This is a genomic window from Streptomyces sp. NPDC096176, from assembly GCF_044763255.1.
Taxonomy (GTDB): Bacteria; Actinomycetota; Actinomycetes; order Streptomycetales; family Streptomycetaceae; genus Streptomyces.
The window spans coordinates 383,316-405,179 of the sequence record NZ_JBIWFV010000007.1; the positions used below are offsets into that span (position 1 = coordinate 383,316).

The following is a 21,864-nucleotide window of genomic DNA, read 5'->3' on the forward strand; positions in this document are numbered from 1 at the left end:
GCCGCCGGCCGTGTTTGTCGGTGGAGGCTCGTGGTCGAGACGCAGGCGTACGGGAGAGGGTGGAGGAGAGTGCAGCCCGAGAGTACGAACGGAACCAGCGGAGGCGGGCTCGCGGTCCCCATGGCATGGCTCTGCGCGGAGTACACGGCCGACGAGATGATGCGCAACGGCGCCCTGGTCGACAGCGGCTCGCTCGAATTCCGGGCCGGCCGGCAGACTCTCGCGCTCACCATCCATCTGTGCGACGGAACGGACCCCCACGCCGGCATCCGCACCGCTGCGCGCATCGACCACTGGCTGACGGTGACGTCGTACGGGCATCCGTGGCCGCAGTGGGTGCAGCGACAACTCGCCGCCAGGGCGGAGCGGGTGCGGCAGGGCGGCGAGGATCCCGACCTGACGCTCGCCTCTGAGGCATGGCGTCGGCTACGGGACACCCACCTGCTCGCCACCGACCTGGGCGATCTCGAACCGTGGCACCCGGCCCACGTCCCGGAACCGGCCGTCGACGAAGCCGCCCAGGTGTGGACACCCGCGTGGGAGCTGGGGCTGCCGCTCGGCCACCTGGCCACCCACCTGTGGTGAACGCCGGGCACCTCAGGTGCGCGGTCCCGCCGACGAATGGACTCCCGCCCGGTACTTGGGGACACGGACGGTTATCTTCATACCCGCGCCGACGGCCGTCTCGATGACCAGCCCGTAGTCGTCCCCGTACACCTGTCGCAGTCGCTCGTCGACGTTGCTCAGCCCGATGCCCGACGAAGTGCTGCGCTCCCCCGCGAGGATGCCGCGCAGGACGTCCGGGTCCATCCCCACACCGTCGTCCTCGATGGTCACCATCGCCTCCGCGCCCGCGTCCTGGGCGGCGATCGTGACACGGCACTCGTTCCTCGAGTCCTCGAGCCCGTGCTTGACGGCGTTCTCGACGAGAGGCTGGAGGCACAGGAACGGCAGGGCCACCGGCAGGACCTCGGGGGCGACCTGGAGCGTGACTTTCAGTCGGTCGCCGAAACGGGCCCCGGCGAGCGCCAGATACTGCTCGATGGAGCGCAGTTCGTCGGCGAGCTGGGTGAACTCGCCGTGCCGCCGGAAGGAGTAGCGCGTGAAGTCGGCGAACTCGAGAAGGAGTTCACGGGCGTGCTCGGGGTCGGTGCGCACGAACGACGCGATCGCGGCGAGCGAGTTGAAGATGAAGTGCGGGGAGATCTGCGCACGCAGGGCCCGGATCTCAGCCTCGATCAGGGCGGTGCGGGACCGGTCGAGCTCGGCCAGTTCCAGCTGTACGGAGACCCAGCGGGCCACCTCGGTGGCGGCCCGCACGAGGACTGCCGACTCCCGTGACCCGTAGGCGACCAGGGCCCCCAGCACACCTTCCTCGCCGGTCAGGGGAGCGATGACGACCCAGCGCAGCGGGCAGTCCAGGTCGTCGCACTCGGAATGGACGCTCTGACTGCGCCCGGAGTCGAGCATCTCGGCAACGAGCGCCATCACCTGCTGCCGGTGGCGCTCCGCGCCGGGGCCGTCCCAGGCGAGCACCGCTTCGCGGTCGGTGAGGCAGAGCGCCTCCGTGCCGAGCAGGGAACGCAGCCGGCGGGCGGCCTTGCGGGCCGTGTCCTGCGTGAGGCCCGCGCGCAGTGGCGGAGCGGCGAGAGAGGCGGTGTGCAGCGTGTGGAAGGTGGCGCGTTCCACAGGCGTGCCGAGATCCAGGTCGGGTCGTGCGCCACGGCCGGCCGTCATCCGGCCGAGCACCATGCCGACGGCCAGCAGGACGACCCCCGCCGCGGCCAGCGCGGCCACTCCGGTGCCGGTCATCGCGGTACTCCATCGCCGGTCGTCGCGGCGCCGCTCGGCCGGTCGTCGTGGTGGCCCGTCATCGCGGTGCTCCTTCGTGCTGCGGCCGGCCGACGAGGTCCTCCGGCAGATGCAGCCGGGCCAGGGTGGCTGCCGCGCCGGCGGGTATGTGGCGCGGGGTGGCCAGGGACGCGGCCACCATGGTCAGGAATCCGAGCGGCACCGACCAGACCGCGGGCCAGGCCATCAGCGTGTGCGCCCAGCCCACCGGCGCGAGCCCGGTGCGCGTCGCCATCACCGCGGTCAGTGCCGCGCCGCCGCCGACGACGAGGCCGGCGGCCGCCCCGGGCGGGGTGAGCCCGCGCCACCAGATGCCGAGAATCAGCAGCGGACAGAACGACGAGGCGGAGACGGCGAAGGCCAGTCCGACCGCGTCGGCGACCGGCACATTGGTCGCCACCGCGCTCAGCGCGAGCGGCGCGGCCATGGCGAACAGGGTCGCCAGTCGGAAGTGCCGTACGCCGCGCGAGGGCAGCACGTCCTGGGTGATCACGCCGGCCACCGACATGGTGAGCCCGGAAGCGGTGGACAGGAAAGCGGCGAACGCGCCCCCGGCGAGGAGCGCGCCGAGCAGTTCGCCGGCGAGCCCGCCGACGATCCGTTCCGGCAGTATCAGGACGGCGGCGTCGGCGGCGCCGGTCAGGGCGAGTTCGGGGGCGTAGATCCGTCCGAGCGCGCCGTAGACCGGCGGGAGCAGGTAGAACGCGCCGATCAGGCCGAGCACCACCAGGGTGGTACGGCGGGCGGCTCGCCCGTTCGGGCTGGTGTAGAAGCGGACGGCGACATGCGGAAGTCCCATGGTGCCGAGGAACGTGGCGAGGATCAGACCGTACGTCGCGTACAGCTGATGGCCGTCCCGGCCGCCCGACAGCGGCTGCGACCAGCTGAGCGGATCGGTGCCCGCCGTTGTCCGCTGCGGCACTTCGGCGCCCTCGGGGAAGCGCAGGGTCGTGCCGGCCTCGATGCGGTGGGTGCCTTCGTCGAGCGCGACGGGCCGCTCATGGTGGCGGATGCCGTCGACCGAGCCGGAGACGGTGAGCGTCAGCGGAGCGTCGAGGTCCACGCGGACGGTGTCGTCGACGCGGACCTCCGTGTGCTTCTGGAAGACGGCGGGCGCGTCGAAACGGGCGCGCGGGGCGTCGTCGCCGAGCCAGGCCGCGACGAGGAACAGTGCCGGTACGAGCAGGGCGGTGAGCTTCAGCCAGTACTGGAAGGCCTGGACGAAGGTGATGCTGCGCATACCGCCGGCGGCGACCGCCCCCGTGACGACGACGGCCACGACGACGCTGCCGACCCAGTCCGGGGCGCCCGTGAGGATCTGCAGCGTCAGACCCGCGCCCTGCAGTTGCGGCAGCAGGTACAGCCAGCCGATGCCGACCACGAACAAGCTCGCGAGCCTGCGCACCCGCGCCGACTCCAGCCTGGCCTCCGCGAAGTCGGACAGGGTGTACGCCCCGGAGCGCCGGAGCGGAGCGGCGACCAGCACCAGCAGGACGAGGTAGCCGGCGGTGTAGCCGACCGGATACCAGAGCATGTCCGGACCCTGCAGGAGCACCAGTCCCGCGATGCCCAGGAACGACGCGGCGGACAGGTACTCGCCGCTGATGGCCGCGGCGTTGAGACCTGGTTTGACCGTGCGGGAGGCGACGTAGAAGTCGGAGGTCGTGCGGGATATGCGCAGGCCGAGCGCGCCGACGAGCACGGTGGCGAGCACCACCACGGTGACAGCCGTCACCGCGTAGGTCTGGTTCACGTGGCGTCTCCCGGCGGCACCCTCAGCGTCCTTCGACGAGCCTGGTGAAGTCGCGCTCGTTCCGTTCGGCCCGGCGCACGTACCAGCGGGCGGTCAGCCACATCACCGGGTAGACGGCGATACCGAGAGCGGCCCAGACGAACGGTTCGGGCGAGCCGGGTGAGCCGCCGAGCGCGGCCGGGACCGCGAAGAGCAGCGGCAGCGAACCGACGAGCAGGGCGAGCGTGCCGAGTGCGTAGAGGGCGGCCCGCAGCTGGCTGCGCATCAGAGAGCGGACATAGGTGGTGCCGAGCGTGGTCTGCTCGCTGATCTCCGAGCGGGCCGGGGCATGACCGGGCGGGCGCCGGGTGCCGCGCGGCACTCCGGTGACCACCTCGCGGCGTGGGGCTTGATCTGCAGACATCGTCGTCCGCTCCAGCGTCTCTCGGCGAACTCGGGGAGGTGGTGGAGTCTACGCAGGAGCGATTACCGACGGTAGAGACGAGGGGCACCGGGCGGCCGCGGTCTCCCGGGCGCGGTCAGCGGCCCGTGTACCGGGCGCAGTCGCTCAGCGCGATCTCCAGCTCGACGTACGACTCCTCCGCCCTGCGGAACGCGACTTCCAGGGCGGCCTCACCCCGCGGTCCCACCAGACCCCTGGCCGACTCCTGGATCTCGTAGATCACGTCCGCCCAACGGCCTGCGGCACTTCTGGCCGTTGCGAGGATCGCCTCGAGGTCACGGGCGTCGGCCGGGCGGGTCGCCGGAAGGCTGCGCAGCTCGTCCAACAGTGCTTCGATGTCGTGCATCAGGCCCCTTCTCCCGGCACGATCCAGGTTAGGACCGAGCCCGGCCCCCCGGCGCCGGGTCGGCTGCCGCCTCGCCCAGCGGCACGGCCGCGTCGCCGCGCGGCCCCGGCCGGGCGACGAGCGGTCGTCCGCGACCGACGAACGGTCGGTCAGCCCCTGGCGTGGTTCATCAGCAGGTCGCGCAGCTGACGGGCGTGGCGTCGGCTGACGGCGAGTTCCGCGTCGCCCACCCGCACGGTCGTCGCGCCTGCGTCCAGCCGGAGTTCGTCGATGCGTCCCAGCGCCACCAGATGACTGCGGTGGATCCTCACGAACCCCCGGGAGGCCCAGCGCTCCTCCAGAGTGGACAGCGGTATCCGGACCAGGTGGCTCCCCTCGGCCGTGTGGAGCCGTGCGTAGTCGCCCTGCGCCTCGACATAGGTGATGTCGTCCACCGGTACGAACCGCGTGACGCCGCCCAGTTCCACGGGTATCTGCTCCGCTCCCCCGCCTGCAGCGGCCGCAGGCGGGGCGCCGGGCACCTGCGGCGGGGGGTCGGCGCGCTGTGGTTCGCGCGCGGGGACGACGAGGTCGCTCACTCTGCGCACGGCTTCCGCGAGCCGCTCCCCGCGTACGGGCTTGAGCACGTAGTCGACGGCCTTGAGGTCGAACGCCTGCACCGCGAAGCCCTCGTGCGCCGTGACGAAGACGATCAGCGGCGGCCTGGCGAAGCCGGCGAGGAGCCTCGCGACATCGAGCCCCGTGAGCCCTGCCATGTGGATGTCGAGGAAGACGACGTCGATGGCGTCCTCGCTGTCGGGCCCCGCCTCCAGGGCGCGGCCGATGCGGCGCAGTGCCTCCGTGGCGTCCGTCGCTCCCTCGGCGCTACGGATCCGTGCGTCGGCACGCAGGAGGTAGAGCAGTTCTTCGAGCGCCGGTTTCTCGTCGTCGACAGCCAGTACGCGCAGCATGCAGCGGAGTTTAGGGCCTCTCACGGCGGTGCGACCCGCCCTCGTGCGGGCGTCCGGCTTTGCGATTGCGCTCGGGTCGCCGGCGGGTTGAGCAGAGCGCCTTCCTGCTGCGTACTCCAGGGTGACCGCCCGTAACACCTGAGGAAACGAGGACCGCCCATGAGCCGGCAGCAGCCGCATCAGGATGTGGCCGCCTATGCGCTGGGCATCCTGGAACCCGCCGACGCCTTCAGGTTCGAGGAGCATCTCGCCGGCTGTGTGCCGTGCACTGTGGGTCTCTCCGAGTTCACCGGCTTGGCGACCGCGCTGTCCGAGCTCGCCGGCCCCGTCCGTCTCGATGCCCGCCCCGGCCCGAAGCTGCTCGAACGCCTGACCGCCGCTGTCGTGGACCATCGACGCCGGGACCGCAGGCGCCGGCTGCGGCTGGTGGCCGTGGCCGCCGCGCTGATCGTCGTTCTGCCCACCGCGGTGGTGGCCGCCCGGGGCGTACAGGAGCCCGCGCCGCCGCGGGTCGTCGCGTCCGACCCCGTCTCCGGTGTCACCGCTTCAGTGGCGTTGGAGGACCGCGACTGGGGCACGGCGGTCGCCATGCGGCTCACCGGGCTCGCCGGACCGCGCACCTGCCGGCTGATTGCGATCGGCAAGGACGGCGTGGAGCATCCGGTGCTCAGCTGGTGGGTGCCGGAGAGTGGTTTCGGTGTCCAGAAGAAGCCCGGCCAGGAGGGCCCGCTGGATCTTGAGGCGAGCACCGGCCTGCACACCGCGGAGATCGGCCGGTGGGAGGTCCGCTCCGACAGCGGCGAGCGGCTGCTGTCGATCGGTGGCTGAACCCCCGCCGCCCGCAGGGGTGTTACTTCAGCAGGCGGGAGAGTCTGCGGTCGGCGAGCGGCTTGCCGCCGGTCTGGCAGGTGGGGCAGTACTGCAGTGACGAATCGCTGAACGCCACTTCGCGGACAGTGTCACCGCAGACGGGGCACGGTTGGCCGGTGCGGCCGTGGACCCGCAGGCCGCTCTTCTTCTCCGACTTGAGCCGGCCGGCCGCCAATCCTCTCGAGCGCTCGACGGCGTCGCCGAGCGTCGTCCGCAACGCCTCGTACAGGGAGTCGGTCTCCGCCTCGTCGATGTTCTGCACGGGCTTGAAGGGCGACATCTTCGCCGCGTGCAGGATCTCGTCGCTGTAGGCGTTGCCGATGCCCGCGATGAGGCTCTGATCGCGCAGCGCGCCCTTGATCTGACGCCGCTCCCCGGCGAGCACGGCCGCGAAGGCGGCGCGGTCGAAGTCGTCGGCGAGCGGGTCGGGCCCGAGCCGGGCCACGCCGGGCACATCGGCCGGGTCGCGGACGAGGTGGACGGCGAGCCGCTTGGTCGTGCCGGCCTCCGTGAGGTCGAAGCCGCCGCCGTCGGCGAGCACCGTCCGCAGGGCCAGCGGTCCCTTGCCGGGGCGGGGCGGCGCGGCCGGGAGCTCGTCCTTCCACTGGAGCCAGCCGGCACGGGCGAGGTGGACCACGAGGTGGAGGCCGCCCGCGGTGATGTCCAGCCACTTTCCGTGCCGGTCCACGGCGGTGACGAACGTGCCGTCGAGGGCGGTGAGCGGCGGGTCGTAGGTCTTGAGCACACTGATGGCCACCGGCTGCACACGTGCGATTCCCCGCCCCACCAGGTGGGTGTCGAGGAACTCCCGCAGCGCTTCGACCTCGGGCAGTTCGGGCATGCCTCCACCCTGCCGCACCGGTGGGCCGGTCGCGCGCCGATGAGTGAGGAACGGAAGGTGCGGGTACCCGCCGGACGACCCGGACGGGTACCGAGGGAGGCCGCCATGCCTGCACGCGAGGCGTCCGACCGCGGGACGTCGGACCGCCGCGGCCTGGCCGAGTACCGCCGCAAGCGCGGCTTCGGCAGAACCACGGAGCCCTCGGGAAGCGGCGGTTCCCGGGCAGGGGACGGGGCGTCGTTCGTGGTGCAGATCCACGACGCGAGCACGATGCACTTCGATTTCCGGCTCGAGGTGGACGGCGTCCTCAAGAGCTGGGCCGTCCCCAAAGGGCCGTCCGCCGACCCCCACGCCAAACGCCTGGCCATGCCGACCGAGGACCATCCTCTGGAGTACGCGGACTACGAGGGTGTCATCGCGCCCGGCGAGTACGGCGCGGGAGCCGTCATCATCTGGGACGGGGGGACGTACCGCAGCCTGGCCACCGACCGGAACGGCAACACGATCCCCTTCGCCGACGCCCTCGAAGCGGGCCACGCCTCCTTCTGGCTGGACGGCGGCAAGCTCCACGGCGGCTATGCGCTGACCCGCACGCGCGGCGGCCCGGACGGGGCGCGCGAAGCCTGGCTTCTGGTGAAGAAGAACGACCGGCACGCCGAGGCTCACGACGCGCCCGAGCCCCGCCGCGCCCGCTCCGCCCGCACCGGCCGCACCCTGGGACGCGTGGCTTCCGACGCCACTGCGGACGGCGGGTCCTGATGAGGTGTCCGCCGCGGGGGCGAGGCGGCGGAGAGGAATCAGAGCGCCGGCGTGCCCGGCATGAGGAACTCGACCCACACGCATTTGCCGCTGCCGCGCGACTCGACACCCCAGCTGTCCGACAGCCGGTCGACAAGGACCAGCCCTCGCCCGGAGACTCCCGACGCCCCCGCGTCACGCCGTCGCGGCAGCGCGCTGGAGCGGTCCTCGACGTCGACCCGGAGCCGCCGGCGCGTGCCGGACAGCACCCGGGCGGTGACGAGCGCGCCGCCGTCCGTGTGCATCAGCGCGTTGGTGATCATCTCGTCGGCCACGAGCTCGATCTCGTCCGCGCGCTCGCTCGCACCCCACGCCCGTACGGCCGCGCGGACCATGTGGCGGGCCGAGCGGAGCGCCTCCGGGTCGCCCTGCGCGACGTGCTGCTGGAGGCGGCCGCCGGCCTGGGCGGTGTAGGCGCCCTTGCGGCGCAGCAGCAGGAGCGCCACGTCGTCGTCGCCGCCGCGTTCGTCGACCTCCTCACAGAGCCGGTCGGCGAGCAGCTGCAGGTCCCGCGGACCGTTGTGCACGAGTTCGGACAGCAGCTGCATCCCGTCGTCGAGGTCGGCGCCCGGCTCCTCGACGAGGCCGTCGGTGTAGAGCAGCAGCGTCTGGCCGGGGTCCAGCTCGACGGTGGAGACGGGGTACTCGAGCCGGCCGAACTCGGCCGAGAGTCCGAGCGGCAGCCCTCCCTGGAGCGCCAGCCTGCGGCAGCTGCCGTTGAGCTCTCTGATCAGCGGGTCGACGTGCCCGGCCCGGACCACCTGCACGACGCCGGTCGTCAGGTCGGCCTCCGCGTAGGTGCAGGTCGCGAAGCGGTCGGTGTCGAGTTCGTGGAGGAAGACGGAGGCCCGGGCCATGACGGTGGCCGGTGTGTGGCCTTCCGCGGCGTACGCCCGCAGCACGATGCGCAGCTGGCCCATGACGGCGGCCGCGTGCGTGTCGTGGCCCTGTACGTCGCCGATGACCGCGCCGACACGGCCGCCGGGCAGTGCGATGACGTCGTACCAATCGCCGCCGATGTCCCGGCCGAGCCGCGCGGAGCGATAGCGCACCGCGATCTGGGCGCCGGGCACTTCGGGGATACGGCGCGGCAGCATGGCCTGCTGCAGGCCTTCCGCCAGGTCGTGCTCCTGCTCGTAGAGGACGGCCCGCTGGAGGCTCTGGGCGATGCTGCTGCCGAGTGCCACAAGGAGGTTGCGCTCTTCCGAGCTGAAGGCGGTCTTGTCCTGGTAGAGCAGCCCGAGCGCCCCGATGGGGCGGGCCTGCGCTATCAGCGGCAGGTAGGCGGCGGCGGTGATGCCGAGTCCGCGGATGTGCGGCCAGAGGGTCGGGTAGGAGCGGGCGAAGTCGGCCTTGGACTCGATGTAACGGGGGGTGAGCGTGCGCACCACCTCGCTCATCGGGTACTGCTCGTCGACCCTCGTGTAGCGGGTGCCCGGTACGAAGGACCCTTCGGGTCCGTCGGCGACGAGGTGGATGCGCCCGGACTCGAGCAGCCCCATGACGAGGCTGGTGGCGCCGAGGTGTTCCAGGCCGTGGGAGTTCTTGAGCACGTCGATGACGTCCCCCACGGTCCTCGCATGGGCGAGGGCGGCCGTGGTGCTCTCCACGACGCTGGTCTGCCGGCGGCGTTCGTCGTCGAGCTCGACGCGGGCGGTGGAGTCGGCGAGCTCCTGGGTGGCGTCCCGGACGACCCCGATGATGCGCACCGGCCGACCCGTCTCGTCGCGCCGTACGCATGCCTGAGTGTGCGTCCAGCGCAGGGTTCCGTCGCGGCACCGGATGCGGAAGTAGGCGCCGTAGTGGTCACTGCCGTTCTTCAGGGCCTGGGTCACCATGGTGTCGAGCCGGACGGCCTCGTCCGCCGGCACCCGGGCGCTCAGGCTCGCCGGATGGCCGTTGTATTCGTCGGGGCGCACATCGAAGACGTCGAGGCCGGGCCCGTCCATGTGCATCAGCCCGCTGGTGAGGTCCCAGTCGAACGTACCCATGCGGTTGAGGATGAGGCTCACGTCCGCGTGCGCCGGCCAGTCGTCGGGGAGCGACAGGGCACCCGCCGCCCGATCAACCATGTGGCCACTCTGCCATGATTTGCCGCATTCATCGAGCGGTCGGCCGGGGCCGCTCAGCTCGGGACGGCGTTCGGCGCCGCAGCCTTTCCCGGGGCTGGACTGGAGGGCGCGACCGGCTTCGGACCGGCAGGCGCACTCCCCGTGCCCGTGGACGATCCGGGGCCGCCCGGCAGGGGGTCCGCCTGGTCGACCGATCCCTCCGGCAGATCGTCCGGCAGGTCGGGCTGCGGAGCCGGCACGTCGGACTCCGGGACGTCCGGCAGATCGGGCTGAGACACGTCCGGCAGATCCGGCCCGCCGGGCTGATCGAGCTGATCGGGCTGATCGGGCAGGTCCGGCTGCGGGACGTCCGGCAGGTCCGGCTGGGGGGCCGCCGGCAGGTCGGGCTGCGGAGCCGCGGGCCGATTGGGCTGCGGGGAGGCGGGCAGATCGGGCTGCGGGGCGGCCTTCGAGGGTTGCCGGGAAGGGGTCGCGGGCTCCGCGCCCGCGGGCGCCCCCGGGTCCGTCCGACTGAGGTCCGTGAAGACCTCGTCGGGGTCCACGGGCGGGAGCACCGCGGGCCGGGCGTCGTCCTCGCCCTCGGTGCCGCTGGGGCGCTCGATCCATCCGTTGTCGACGACGCTCACGAGCAGGAGGTTGTTGACCACCTGCACGGAGGGCTTGATGACGATGGTCCGGTCCGCCCGGTACCCCGGCCAGGGCTCGCCCTTGTTGACCATTTCGGCCTCGGCCGCGACCGGCGGTTTCAGCGGGGCCCCGGAGGCGCACCGCACGCGCGGGGCGCCGTACTGGTCGACCAGTACGGCCGTGCCCGCCTGGAGCACCGCCTGGTAGGGCTCGGCCGCACCGTCGCGCAGCCCGTGGCTCGTGACGCGGGTGTCCGCGCGCAGGAGGGCCGGCGTCAGGGTCCGGAGGAAGGCGCCGAGATGCGTGGGCTCGGCCTCGGCGCCTTCGGCGAAGGCACGCGCCTTTTTCTTGTCCGCGGCCAGCAGTCCGGCCTGCCGGTCCCTGTCGCAGGCGGCGACCTGCTGGGCGCCCGCATACAGGCCCGGCGTCGAGCCGGACAGGGTACGGAGCGTCACTCCCCCACCGGACGGGCTCTTGGGCGCGCTCTGCACGGGCGGGAGCGCGGGCGGGGCGCCGGCCGTGACGGTGGATGCCGTATAGGGGTCGGGCCCCTCGGCCGCGAGCGGCTGAAGGACGAGCTCCTGCTTCTCCTCGGCCTCGCCGTCGCCGCCACAGCCGGCGACCAGCGACCCCGCACACAACACGGCGACCGCCGCGCACAGACCACGCATCGATGAGCGCACCAGGATCTCCCGTCTCCGCAACTCGAGATGTCGCTCCATTTCTGACGGATCGCCAGACGCAGCGCGACTTGAACGCGTTCAGTTCAGGGCTTAGGCTGCGCGTCAAGAAGTTTGAACACGTTCAAACCGAGGGGGGTCCGGCATGTTCGTACTGGTCAACGTGATCGTCATGCTCGGCATGCTGGTCGTCGTACCCGCGGGGCTGCGTCTCGTGGACCCCGTCCGGCTCGCGCCCGTTCGGCGGATGTGGCCGCTGTTCGCCGTGCCGGGCGCGGTCGCACTCTGGGTGCCCCGGGGCCCCGTCGCGATCGCTCTGGCCGCCGTCTACGCGTCGGGCACGGTTCTGCTGGCCGCCCAGGCGCCGCGGCGCCTGGCTCGCACCCGCTCGCTCGCGCCGGTCGAGGTCGCCGTGCTGACCGCGCTGGTGACGCCGTCCGTCGCGGGCCTCGCACTGGTCACCGAGCGGGCCGGCCACGAGTTGTTCGGCTTCACGCTGCCGATTCTGGCGCTGACCGTGCCCCACTTCCACTTCGCCGGCTTCACCGCCGCGCTGGTGGCGGGGCTGGTCTGCGGCGCGGTCCGGAACGCGGCCCTGGCAAGGTTCGCCGCCCTCAGCGTGCCGCTCGGCACCCTGGCCGTCCTCGGCGGCTACTTCGTCGACGACTGGGCCGAACTGGCCGGAGCGCTGGTCCTGACCGCCGGCATGTGGGCCGTGGGGCTCCTGACTTGGCGTGACGTCCGCAGCACCCAACGGGACCGGTTCACCCGCGCCCTGCTGGCGATCTCGGCCGCAGTCCTCGTGGCGACGATGCTGCTGGCCCTGAGCTGGGCGGTCGGCGAGGCCGCGGGCGTGCCCCACCCGAATCTGACCTGGATGGCCGCCACCCACGGCCTCGGCAACGCCCTCGGCTTCGCGCTCTGCTCGCTGCTGGCGTGGCGAAGGATCAAGGACATGAAGGAGAGTGCCGTATGAGCGCCCGTGAAAACACCGCCCGCAGTCTCAGCTATGCCGAGGTCGGAGCAACCCGGCTCGGCCCGCTCCCCGCCCGCTACCACCACCTCCACCACACGGCCCGGATCGCCAAGGGCCGGGCCGCCTTCGAGGCGGCGGGCACCGCCGTCACCACCTGGGGCATGCACCGTGCCTCCGGGGCCGGCGTGCGGGCCACCGCGGCACACGCCGAGCCGGGCGTGCGGGTCGAGATCTCCGTGGGCGTCGGGCCGCTCCGGCTCGCCGCGCCGTGCGAGGTGATTTGGACGGTCCACAACAAGGACCGCACCGGCTTCGCGTACGGCACACTCACCGGCCACCCGGAAGCCGGGGAGGAGTCGTTCGTCGTGGACCTTCACGACGACGGCACCGTGTGGTTCACCGTGACGGCCTTCAGCCGGCCCGCGGCCTGGTACACCCGGCTCGGCGGCCCGCTCGTGCCCGTCGCCCAGCGCTGGTACGCCCGGCGGCTCGGCCGCACGCTGCGGCGGATCGCGGCGGGCCGATACTGAAAGGGATGGAGTGGTTCGGCGACGACTCTTACTGGCTGAGCCGGCTGGTCTTCCAGCGGGCTCTGGCGGCCGTGTACCTTGTCGCGTTCCTCTCGGCAGCACTGCAGTTCAAGGCACTGATCGGGGAGCGCGGCATGCTGCCCGTGCCCGATTTCCTGCGCCGGGTCCCGGCCAGGCACTCACCCACCCTGTTCCGGCTGCGCTACTCGGACCGCTTCTTCGCCCTCGTCGCCTGGACCGGCTGCCTCCTGTCGGCGGCGCTGGTGGCCGGGGCGGCGGACCGGCTGCCGCTCGGCCTCACGATGGCGTGGTGGGCGGCGCTGTGGCTGCTGTACCTCTCGATCGTCAATGTCGGCCAGACCTGGTACGGCTTCGGCTGGGAGTCCCTGCTGCTCGAAACCGGCTTTCTCGCCGTCTTCCTCGGCAACGAGCGCACCCAGCCGCCCGTGCTGGTGTTGTGGCTGCTGCGCTGGCTGCTCTTCCGGGTCGAGTTCGGGGCCGGGCTGATCAAGATCCGCGGCGACACGTGCTGGCGCAATCTGACCTGTCTTTGCTTCCATCACGAGACCCAGCCGATGCCCGGCCCGTTGAGCTGGTTCTTCCATCATCTGCCCCGGCCTGCGCACCGCGTGGAGGCGGCCGCCAACCATGTGGTCCAACTCGGCGTACCCGTCCTGCTGTTCACACCTCAGCCGGTGGCGAGCGTGGCCGCGGTGCTGATCGTCGTGACGCAGCTGTGGCTGGTCCTGTCGGGCAACTTCTCGTGGCTGAACTGGCTCACCATCGTGCTCGCCCTGTCCGCCGTCGACAGCTCGCTCGTCACGGGCGCACACCCGCTGCCCGCCGCCCCGCTGTGGTACGAGATCGTCGTGATCGCCGTGACGGCCCTGGTGCTCGTTCTCAGCTACCGCCCGGCCCGCAACCTGCTCTCCAGGCGACAGGCGATGAACCGCTCCTACGACTCGCTGCACCTCGTCAACTCCTACGGCGCCTTCGGCACGGTGAGCCGGGTCCGCCACGAATTGGTGGTCGAGGGAACGGACGAGACGACGCTGCACGACGGCACGGTATGGCGGGAGTACGAGTTCAAGGGCAAGCCCGGCGACGTTCGCCGGCTGCCGCGCCAGTTCGCCCCGTACCATCTGCGACTCGACTGGATGATGTGGTTCGCCGCGCTCTCCCCTGCCTACGCGCACCCCTGGTTCCTGCCGTTCGTGGAGCGGTTGCTCGAAGGCGACAGAGCCACACTGCGGCTGCTGCGCCGCAATCCGTTCCCGGACGCGCCGCCCGCCCATGTGCGGGTCCGGCTCTACCGCTACCGGTTCACGACCCGGCGCGAACGGCGGGACACCGGGGCGTGGTGGCACCGAACCCACGTCCGTGAATTCCTGGCGCCGACCCGGCTGTCCTGACAGCTCGCGGCCGGTGCCGCGCGTGTGCCCCCTGTCGGGGCGGACAGGGGGCACACGGTCGAAGCGCTGGTCAGTCGATGCTCGGCAGGATGTGCGGTTCGGCGAGATCCTCCTCGTATCCGGCGAGCCGGATCGGGGCCGAGCGGGCCCAGACCTCGAGATTTCGGATTTCTTCGGCCTTGCCGGCCCTTTCGCCGCCGCGCTCCGACGGTCGCTGGTCTTGCTTCACATCTGGTGTCACCGCGCACTCCTCTGTGTCGCGTAACTGGGACAGGGGCAGTTCGGTCGCGGTGGCGCCGTCACTCTTGGCGGGACCGCGGCCTGGTTGCAGACCTGTCCCAGGACGGCCGAAGGGGTTTCGTGGATCCCTTGGTGGCTGTCCATTCACCCCAGGGTAACCAAATGAGCACCACCGCGCTCGATGGGGCCTGCAGTTCCGCTTGATTCAGGCCACACCGTGTCCGAACCGACACACAAACGGCCGGTGCACCCGTGACGGTGCACCGGCCGTGAGCATGGTGCGAAGCGGGGGTACCGGTGTCCTTCTGGACTATCGGTTCCCCAGGACTGCCTTGACGCCTACCAGTTCGCCGGGGCGTAGTCCTTGAGGAAGCAGCCGTAGAAGTCCTCGCCCTGCTCGCCCCGGACGATCGGGTCGTAGACGCGGGCAGCGCCGTCGATCAGGTCGAGCGGGGCGTGGAAACCCGCGTCGGCGAGGCGCATCTTGTCCGGGTGCGGCCGCTCGTCCGTGATCCAGCCGGTGTCGACGGCCGTCATCAGGATGCCGTCCGCCTCGAACATCTCCTGGGCGCTGGTGCGCGTGAGCATGTTCAGCGCCGCCTTGGCCATGTTGGTGTGCGGGTGCCCGGCGCCCTTGTAGCCGCGGCTGAAGACACCCTCCATGGCGGAGACGTTGACGACGTACTTCCGTTTGCCCTGCGCCGCGGCCATGGCCGGCCGGAGCCGGCTGATCAGGATGAACGGCGCGGTGGAGTTGCAGAGTTGCACCTCGAGCAGCTCGACCGGGTCGACCTCGGAAACCGTCTGGATCCAGCTGTTGGTGTCGTGCAGGTCGGGCACCAGGCCGCCGGCGTCGATGGCCGTGCCGGCCGCGATGCGCTCCAAGGAAGCGGAACCGCTGACCAGGGCGAGGTCGGTGACGTCCTGCGCGGTGAGACCCTCGCCGCCGGAGGACGGCAGCGCGGCCACGGAGTCGACGGCGCCGCTGCCGAAGGTGCCGATGACCTGGGCGGACGGCAGCTCACCGGCGGGCAGCGGAGCCGCCTCGGCGGCGACCAGCTCGCGGTACGCCTGAGGGGAGCGGCGGACCGTCTGGGCCGCGTTGTTGATCAGGATGTCCAGCGGGCCCTCGGCGGCCACGGAGTCCGCGAGGGCGACGACCTGGGCCGGGTCGCGCAGGTCGATGCCGACGATCTTGAGCCGGTGGATCCACTCGTCACTGTCCGGCATCGCCTTGAAGCGACGGATGGCGTCGCTCGGGAACCGGGTGGTGATGGTGGTGTGGGCACCGTCGCGGAGCAGTCGCAGCGCGATGTACATGCCGATCTTGGCGCGTCCGCCGGTGAGCAGGGCGCGCTTGCCGGACAGGTCGGCGCGGGCGTCGCGGCGGGCGCGGTTCTCGGTCGCGCACGACTGGCACAGCTGGTGGTAGAACGCGTCGACCTCGACGTAGCGGGACTTGCAGATGTAGCAGGACCGCGGACGCCGGAGTACCCCCGCGATCTCACCGAGGGCGGAGGACGACGGAAGCACGCCCTGCGTCTCGTCGTCGATCCGGGCCGCGGATCCGGTCGCCGTGGCCTCGGTGACGGCCTTGTCGTGCGCCGTCTTGGCGGCCCGGCGCTCCTGGCGGCGACGCTGCTTCACCGTCCGGTAAACACCGGCGGTGGCGCGACGCACCATGATCGCGTCGGGGTGGTCGACCTCGAGCTTGTCGAGCTCTTCGAGCACGCTCAGGCAGACGGCCAGCCGCTCCGGGTCGATGCCCGGCCCGTAGGCCACCGGGCTGTCCTCTGTCACCGTCATTGCTGGTTGCCGTTCCTCGATCACTCGAATGCCGCGTTTCAAAAGCCCGACTTTACTGAGTGTTGAGGGGTCGGCCAAATGACGGGCTTCATCTTTGGCAGGGCGGGGGTGCCTGCGGGGCGTCGCGCGGGGCCCCGCCGCTGCCCGGCGGGCGTGGCCGGATTGTGCGAGTCGAGGGCCGGCGGGGACTGGTCTGGACCTCTGGCGCCCAGGAATGGCGGGCGAAGGCTTGCGCCGCATGCCACCTGCGACGAGTGGGTGCCGCGAGCGGCGAGTCCGTCGCTCACGCCCCCGGCCCACCACTGCCCTCCCCGCATCCGTTTTGCGCCAGGTTTCACATTGTCCACACACAATCGGCGGATCGCGCCCCACTATGTGATCCGACAGAAGACGTGGGCGGTCGTCCTATCGATCGGACCACTTCAGGGGGGGTAGGGCATGCCGGATGGGGGTCCGGCATGCCCTACCGGGGAGGGACCACATTGAGGCATACCGTCCGCACTGCCGCGCTCGCCGGCGCAGGCGCGCTGCTGCTCGCGCTCGCCGCGCCACCTTCGGCGGGGGCCGCGCCGGCACCGACGCCCCGTATCGACCTGCGGGTGCTCGTCGTCGACGACGGCGGGCCTGCCGTCGACGCGATCGCCACCGAACTGGGCAACGCAGGAACCCCGTTCACGCGCATCGATCTCCATGAGGCCGACCGTCCCGAGATCGACGCCGGCTTCCTCGCCGACACCGTCGACGGGCGGCCGCGCGCCAAGTACCAGGCGGTGGTGCTGCCCAGCGACAGCCCGTCCGGCATGGCGGGGGCCGAGCTCGCCGCTCTGGCCTCGTACGAGCAGAGGTACGCGATCCCGCAGGTGGACGCCTACACCTACGCCCGTCCCGAGGTGGGCCTCGATTACCCGGTGAACGGCGGGTACAGCGGTTCGCTGGACGGCGTCCGGGCGGCCGTGACCGCCGCGGGCAAGGCGGGGCCGTTCGGCTATCTCGACGGCCCCGTTCCGTTCGAGGACAACTCGCCGTCGGTGGGCGAGAGTTACGCGCATGTCGCGCGTCCGGCCGCAGGTGCCGACTTCACCAGCTATGTGGACGCCCCCGTGCCGGGTTCCGCCGAGCGCGGCTCCCTCGTCGGCGAGTACCGGCACAACGGCCGCCGGGAGCTGGTCGTCACCTTCGTCTACAACCAGTACCAGCAGCAGTTCCGGCTCCTGGCCCGGGGCATCGTCGACTGGATGACCCAGGGCGTCCGTGCCGGCGCGGCCCGCCACTACTTCGCCGTACACATCGACGACGTGTTCGCCGCCGACGACCGCTGGGACAGCGAGCTCAACTGCACGCCGGGCGACGTCGACTGCCCTCCGGGCCAGGGCGAACCCGACCCCATCCGGATGACGGCCGCCGACGCCCGGTACGCGGCGCAGTGGTCGGCCGCCAAGGGCTTCACCCTGGACATGGTCTTCAACGGGGGCGGCAGCGAACTCTTCAAGGAGGAGAACGGCGGCAGCGACCCGCTCGCGCAGCAGCTCGTCTCCGACAGGGCTGCCTACCGTTGGGTCAACCACACGTACAACCACCCCTTCCTCGGCTGCCTGCAGGACGTCAGCACCGTCCCGTGGACCTGTGCGAAGAACGCCGACGGCACCGTGAAATACGCAAGCCGCGGTGAGATCTCCGCCCAGATCTCCGACAACCGGGCGTGGGGGCGCCGTGCCGGACTGCCGCTCAGGGACGACGAGTTGGTGACCGGCGAGCACTCCGGGCTGAAGATCCTGCCGCAGCAGCCGGACGACAATCCCCATCTCGCGGCCGCGCTCTCGGACAACGCCATCGCATCGCTCGCCTCCGACAACTCCCGCGACCCTCAGCAGCGCCGGGTCGGTCCCGCCCTCACCGTCCCCCGGTATCCCATGAACGTCTTCTACAACGCCGGCCGGACCGCCGAGCAGATCGACGAGTACAACTGGATCTACACCAGGGCGGCGGACGGCGGCAGCGGCATCTGCGAGAACTCGGCCGTCTCGACCTGCCTCGACGAGCCGTTGGACGCAGCCACGGGTTACGCGGAGCATGTGGTGCCGTTGGAGGCGCGGATCGCGCTCGGCCATGTGCTGGCGGGCGACCCCCGGCCCCACTTCATCCACCAGTCCAACCTGGCGGAGGACCGCATCGCCTACCCGGTGCTCGACCGAGTCCTCGACGACTACGCGGCGCTGTACGCGGACAGCACCCCGCTGGTGAACCTGCGCCAGCGCGACATCGGCGCGGAGCTGCGCGACAGGGCGGCATGGCGCGCCGCCGTCTCGGCCGGGCAGGTGAACGCGTACCGCATCGGCGGCACGGTGACCGTGCGGGCCCCCGCCGGAGTGCGTGTCACGGCCACGATGCCCACCGGGACACGGCAGAACCAGCTGTTGGGCACCACGGCCTTCGGCAACCCGTACGCCGGTTCGCTCGTAGGCTGGGTCTCCCCCGGGCTGCTCCAGGACCGGGTGACGCTCACGCTGCCGGCCATGGCCGCGGCGACGCCGGCCGTGGCGGCCGCGTCCGTGACCGAGCCGGTTCCGGCGCCGGCCCCGCGACTGCCGCTGCCGCCAGGGGTGCGCGAACGGGTGGCGTACGGAATCACGGATCACGGGATGCCGGACCGCCGGGTCACCGGCTGAGGCGGGGCTCCGCCTGCGTCGGGACGGGATTCCGCCTCCTCAAGGCCGCCGGCCGAAGCGGAAGCCCGCCCGTACGACACGAACCCTCGCCCAACCGCATCGTCTCGACCCACGGGGGAAGTTCCGCATGGCCGGATCGCTCAGCCCGCCGCGCCCCGGCGCGCCTCAGGTCACCCTCCTCACCGAAGGCACCTATCCGCACAGCCACGGCGGTGTGAGCGTGTGGTGCGATCAGCTCGTGCGGGGCATGCCCGACGTCGACTTCCGGATCACGGCGGTGACGGGCACCGGTCGCGAGCCCGTGGTCTGGGAGCTGCCGCCCCATGTGTCGGGGCCGGTGTCCGTGCCCATGTGGGGTCCGCCGCCGGCGGGTAGACCGCCCCGCGGCGCACGGCTGCGGCGGCTCATGGACGTCTACGAACGGTTCCTGACCGCTCTCCTCGACCCGTCGGCCGAGGCCGCGTTCGGGCCCGCGCTGTACGAACTGGCCCGCGCGGCCCGTGACGGTGTGCTCGCGCCGGCGCTGCGCACCGACCGCGCCGTGTGTGTCCTGGTGGACATCTGGACGCGGCGCGACCTTCCGGTGTCCGCCGCGCGGCCCACGGTGCACGACGCGCTGACCGCCACGGATCTGCTCGAGCACGCGCTGCGGCCGCTCGCGGCCGCCCCTCCGGCCGACGGGGTCGCGCATGCCGTCAGCGGAGGCATCGCGGCGCTGCCCGGCCTGGTGGGCGCGCGGGAACACGGTGTTCCGCTGCTGCTCACCGAGCACGGTGTGTATCTGAGGGAACGTTACCTCGGCTACCGCACCGGCCCCTACACCTGGCCGGTGAAGGCTCTGTTGCTCGGCTTCTTCCGGCTGCTGGCCGAGGAGACGTACCGGGTCGCCGCACTGGTCACGCCGGGCAACCGGTACAACCGCCTGTGGGAGGAGCGCGGGGGCGCCGATCCGGCTCTGATACGCACCGTCTACAACGGCGTCGACCCGGCCGCGTTTCCGCCGGCCGGGCCGGAGCCGACGCTGCCGACGCTGAGCTGGGCGGGACGGGTCGACCCGATCAAGGACCTGCAGACGCTGATACGGGCGTTCGCGCTCGTCCGCGAGGAGATACCGCAGGCGAGGCTGCGGCTCTTCGGGGGCACGCCGCGCGGTGGGGAGGCGTACCGGGAGGGCTGCGAGGCGCTGGCCGCAGAGCTCGGGCAGGGCGACGCCGTGCGGTTCGAGGGCCGGGTGGACGACATCAGGGACGCGTACGCGGCAGGCAACGTGGTGATGCTGTCGAGCATCAGCGAGGGTTTTCCTTTCACGCTGATAGAAGCCATGTCCTGCGGGCGCGCCACGGTCTCCACGGACGTCGGCGGAGTGCGGGAAGCCGTCGGGGGCTGCGGTCTGGTCGTACCGCCGCGCGAGCCGGAGGCGATGGCCCGCGCGGCGCTCGAGCTGCTGCGCGATCCGCAGCGAAGAGCGGCGCTGGGCGATGGGGCGCGGCTGCGGGTGATCGAGCAGTTCACCTTGCGGCAGACAGTCGACACCTTCCGTTCCGTCTATCTCGAACTCGCCCTGGGCGCACGGCAGTCCCTGACCGTATCCCGGCCCGCACCCGCGGAGGCCACCGCATGAGCGGCCCGCTGCGTCTGGTCCCCGGCGACGGCGACACGCTCCCCTTCTTATCCGCTCCGCTCCCCCGGCCGCGCGGCCGCACCCGGCCGAGCTGGGCGGCGGACCCGATCGACGACCTGGCCGAGCGGCTCGTGGAGCCGATCGCGTCCGCCGTCCATCCGTACGAGGTCGCGGCCCTGCTGGAGTCCGACGGGCTGACCGGGGAGCAGATCAGGGAACGCTACAGCCGCCCTGACCTGTTCACGCTCGCCGAGGACCTGTACGCGCGGGTGCCCCGCCACTATCCACGGCCTCCGGCGGTGCCCGACCCCTGGCGCGCCGACCCCGTCCGCTGCGCGCTGCGCGGCCTGGTCTTCGCCATGCCGGGGCTGGCCTATGTGCTGGGCGCCGGGCTGTGGCAGGGTGCCGCCGGCGTGGCGGGGTTGGTCGCGTCCGGACTCACCGCCTGGGCGTGGAACCAGGCGCTCGGGCACCGTGCGCATGTGCGGCTCGGTGCCGACGGGACGTCAGCCGCCGCCCGGGCCCTGGCGATCGGTGCGCCTGCCGGGGCCCTGGTGGCGTCGGTCGTCGGACTGGCCGTCGCGGGGCCCGGCGCCGGGGCCGCGTTCGCCGCCGGACAGTGCTGCTACCTGGCCGCGGCGACCGTGCTGCTCGTCCTGGGCCGTGAGCGTGTCCTGCTGGCCGCGCTGCTGCCGGTCACCGCCGGTGCCGCAGCCGTACCCGTGGTCAGGCCGCCCGCATCCTTGGCCGTGGCGCTGCTGCTCCTCACGGTGGTCGCCGCCGCGGTGGCGGCCGGGCACGCAGTGCGTGGCGCGTTCCGTTCCGGGCCGCCTGCCGGCGGGAACCGGAGCGGGCTGCTGCGCTCCCTTCCGTACGGGGTCTTCGGCCTTGCCGCGGGTGTGCTCGCCGCGCTCACCGGGGCGGACGACGCCGGCCTGGTGGTGGTCCTCACCCTCAGCATGGGCTTCGCCGAGTGGCTGCTGTACCGGTACCGCTCGCTGGCGCTGGCCGCGCTGCGCGGCAGCGTCGGCATGCGCCACTTCGCGCTGCGCGCGACCAGGGCGCTGGTCCTGTGCCTCGGGGCGTACGTGGCATGCCTGGCGGTCGCCGCGCCGGTCCTGGGCGCCGGGCTCGCGGCGGTCCTCTCCCTGCTCGCGCTGGGGGCGGTGCTGTGGACGGCACTGCTGCTCCAGGCGTTCTCCTCGGCATGGGTTCCCGCTCTGGTGACACTTCTCGCCGCCGCGGCGGAGGCGGGAGCGGAGGTCGCCGGCCTGCCGACCGATCCCGTCCGGATCGCCTGCCGCACCGCGGCGGCGGCCGTCCTGGTCGTCACCGCGGTGCGGCAGCTCGGCCTACCCACCGCACACCGCTGACAACACGTCC

General features: G+C 72.1%; 19 protein-coding genes. 9 read left to right on the forward strand and 10 right to left on the reverse strand.

Annotation, left to right across the window (positions count from 1 at the left end):
• Window positions 1-69: 69 nt before the first annotated feature.
• Complete coding sequence (locus ACIQ7Q_RS22055; RefSeq protein WP_403864563.1) at window positions 70-585, forward strand: hypothetical protein; 516 nt, start codon at window positions 70-72, stop codon at window positions 583-585.
• 12 nt (window positions 586-597) lie between these two features.
• On the opposite strand, the gene ACIQ7Q_RS22060 is transcribed toward ACIQ7Q_RS22055, so the two are convergent.
• From ACIQ7Q_RS22060 to ACIQ7Q_RS22080, 5 genes are all read right to left on the reverse strand, one after another.
• Window positions 598-1,812 carry a sensor histidine kinase gene (locus ACIQ7Q_RS22060; protein WP_403864566.1) on the reverse strand — a complete coding sequence of 405 codons (1,215 nt, stop codon included), beginning with the start codon at window positions 1,810-1,812 and terminating at the stop codon, window positions 598-600.
• 58 nt (window positions 1,813-1,870) lie between these two features.
• Entirely contained in the window at window positions 1,871-3,604 is a 1,734-nt protein-coding gene (locus ACIQ7Q_RS22065) for a cation acetate symporter (protein ID WP_403864569.1), read from the reverse strand.
• Window positions 3,605-3,626: 22 nt separating this feature from the next.
• Window positions 3,627-4,007, reverse strand: a complete 381-nt coding sequence (locus ACIQ7Q_RS22070; RefSeq protein WP_403864571.1) for a hypothetical protein — start codon at window positions 4,005-4,007, stop codon at window positions 3,627-3,629.
• A 115-nt stretch (window positions 4,008-4,122) separates the two neighbouring features.
• Entirely contained in the window at window positions 4,123-4,392 is a 270-nt protein-coding gene (locus tag ACIQ7Q_RS22075) for a hypothetical protein (protein WP_403864574.1), read from the reverse strand.
• A gap of 149 nt (window positions 4,393-4,541) precedes the next feature.
• Window positions 4,542-5,342 (reverse strand): LytR/AlgR family response regulator transcription factor, encoded by an 801-nt coding sequence (locus ACIQ7Q_RS22080; RefSeq protein ID WP_403864577.1) that lies wholly within the window; start codon window positions 5,340-5,342, stop codon window positions 4,542-4,544.
• A gap of 159 nt (window positions 5,343-5,501) precedes the next feature.
• Between ACIQ7Q_RS22080 and ACIQ7Q_RS22085 the strand changes: the two genes are divergently transcribed.
• The gene (locus ACIQ7Q_RS22085) at window positions 5,502-6,170 is read left to right on the forward strand and encodes a zf-HC2 domain-containing protein (protein WP_403864580.1); all 669 of its coding nucleotides are present in this window, start codon (window positions 5,502-5,504) and stop codon (window positions 6,168-6,170) included.
• 22 nt (window positions 6,171-6,192) lie between these two features.
• On the opposite strand, the gene ACIQ7Q_RS22090 is transcribed toward ACIQ7Q_RS22085, so the two are convergent.
• On the reverse strand, window positions 6,193-7,053 hold the full coding sequence (locus tag ACIQ7Q_RS22090; RefSeq protein WP_403864583.1) for an Fpg/Nei family DNA glycosylase: 861 nt from the start codon (window positions 7,051-7,053) through the stop codon (window positions 6,193-6,195).
• A gap of 105 nt (window positions 7,054-7,158) precedes the next feature.
• On the opposite strand from ACIQ7Q_RS22090, the gene ACIQ7Q_RS22095 reads away from it, so the two are divergent.
• The gene (locus tag ACIQ7Q_RS22095) at window positions 7,159-7,812 is read left to right on the forward strand and encodes a DNA polymerase ligase N-terminal domain-containing protein (RefSeq protein WP_403864586.1); all 654 of its coding nucleotides are present in this window, start codon (window positions 7,159-7,161) and stop codon (window positions 7,810-7,812) included.
• A 38-nt stretch (window positions 7,813-7,850) separates the two neighbouring features.
• Here ACIQ7Q_RS22095 and ACIQ7Q_RS22100 read toward each other — a convergent pair whose 3' ends face one another.
• Window positions 7,851-9,923 (reverse strand): SpoIIE family protein phosphatase, encoded by a 2,073-nt coding sequence (locus ACIQ7Q_RS22100; RefSeq protein ID WP_403864589.1) that lies wholly within the window; start codon window positions 9,921-9,923, stop codon window positions 7,851-7,853.
• Window positions 9,924-9,976: 53 nt separating this feature from the next.
• On the reverse strand, window positions 9,977-11,272 hold the full coding sequence (locus ACIQ7Q_RS22105; protein WP_403864592.1) for a DUF6777 domain-containing protein: 1,296 nt from the start codon (window positions 11,270-11,272) through the stop codon (window positions 9,977-9,979).
• Between the two features lie 103 nt (window positions 11,273-11,375).
• Between ACIQ7Q_RS22105 and ACIQ7Q_RS22110 the strand changes: the two genes are divergently transcribed.
• The 3 genes from ACIQ7Q_RS22110 to ACIQ7Q_RS22120 are packed head-to-tail and all read left to right on the forward strand — an operon-like array spanning window position 11,376 to window position 14,148.
• On the forward strand, window positions 11,376-12,206 hold the full coding sequence (locus tag ACIQ7Q_RS22110) for a YndJ family protein (RefSeq protein ID WP_403864595.1): 831 nt from the start codon (window positions 11,376-11,378) through the stop codon (window positions 12,204-12,206).
• Window positions 12,203-12,736, forward strand: coding sequence for a DUF1990 family protein (locus tag ACIQ7Q_RS22115; protein WP_403864598.1), 534 nt, complete (start codon window positions 12,203-12,205; stop codon window positions 12,734-12,736). Before ACIQ7Q_RS22110 ends, ACIQ7Q_RS22115 begins: the two co-directional genes overlap by 4 nt.
• Window positions 12,737-12,741: 5 nt before the next feature.
• On the forward strand, window positions 12,742-14,148 hold the full coding sequence (locus tag ACIQ7Q_RS22120; RefSeq protein ID WP_403864601.1) for a lipase maturation factor family protein: 1,407 nt from the start codon (window positions 12,742-12,744) through the stop codon (window positions 14,146-14,148).
• Window positions 14,149-14,218: 70 nt separating this feature from the next.
• On the opposite strand, the gene ACIQ7Q_RS22125 is transcribed toward ACIQ7Q_RS22120, so the two are convergent.
• Both ACIQ7Q_RS22125 and ACIQ7Q_RS22130 read right to left on the reverse strand, forming a co-directional pair.
• A complete protein-coding gene (locus ACIQ7Q_RS22125; protein ID WP_403864604.1) occupies window positions 14,219-14,389 on the reverse strand; it encodes a hypothetical protein in 171 nt (56 codons plus the stop codon).
• A 338-nt stretch (window positions 14,390-14,727) separates the two neighbouring features.
• Window positions 14,728-16,194, reverse strand: coding sequence for an SDR family NAD(P)-dependent oxidoreductase (locus ACIQ7Q_RS22130; protein ID WP_403864607.1), 1,467 nt, complete (start codon window positions 16,192-16,194; stop codon window positions 14,728-14,730).
• Between the two features lie 482 nt (window positions 16,195-16,676).
• Here ACIQ7Q_RS22130 and ACIQ7Q_RS22135 point away from each other — a divergent pair, with 482 nt between their 5' ends.
• The 3 genes from ACIQ7Q_RS22135 (at window position 16,677) to ACIQ7Q_RS22145 (ending at window position 21,854) form a co-directional block, all read left to right on the forward strand.
• A complete protein-coding gene (locus ACIQ7Q_RS22135; protein WP_403864610.1) occupies window positions 16,677-18,860 on the forward strand; it encodes a hypothetical protein in 2,184 nt (727 codons plus the stop codon).
• A gap of 127 nt (window positions 18,861-18,987) precedes the next feature.
• Entirely contained in the window at window positions 18,988-20,481 is a 1,494-nt protein-coding gene (gene pelF / locus ACIQ7Q_RS22140; protein ID WP_403864613.1) for a GT4 family glycosyltransferase PelF, read from the forward strand.
• Window positions 20,478-21,854: a hypothetical protein gene (locus ACIQ7Q_RS22145; protein WP_403864616.1), complete on the forward strand. Its 1,377-nt coding sequence runs from the start codon at window positions 20,478-20,480 to the stop codon at window positions 21,852-21,854. Before pelF ends, ACIQ7Q_RS22145 begins: the two co-directional genes overlap by 4 nt.
• Window positions 21,855-21,864: the final 10 nt, after the last annotated feature.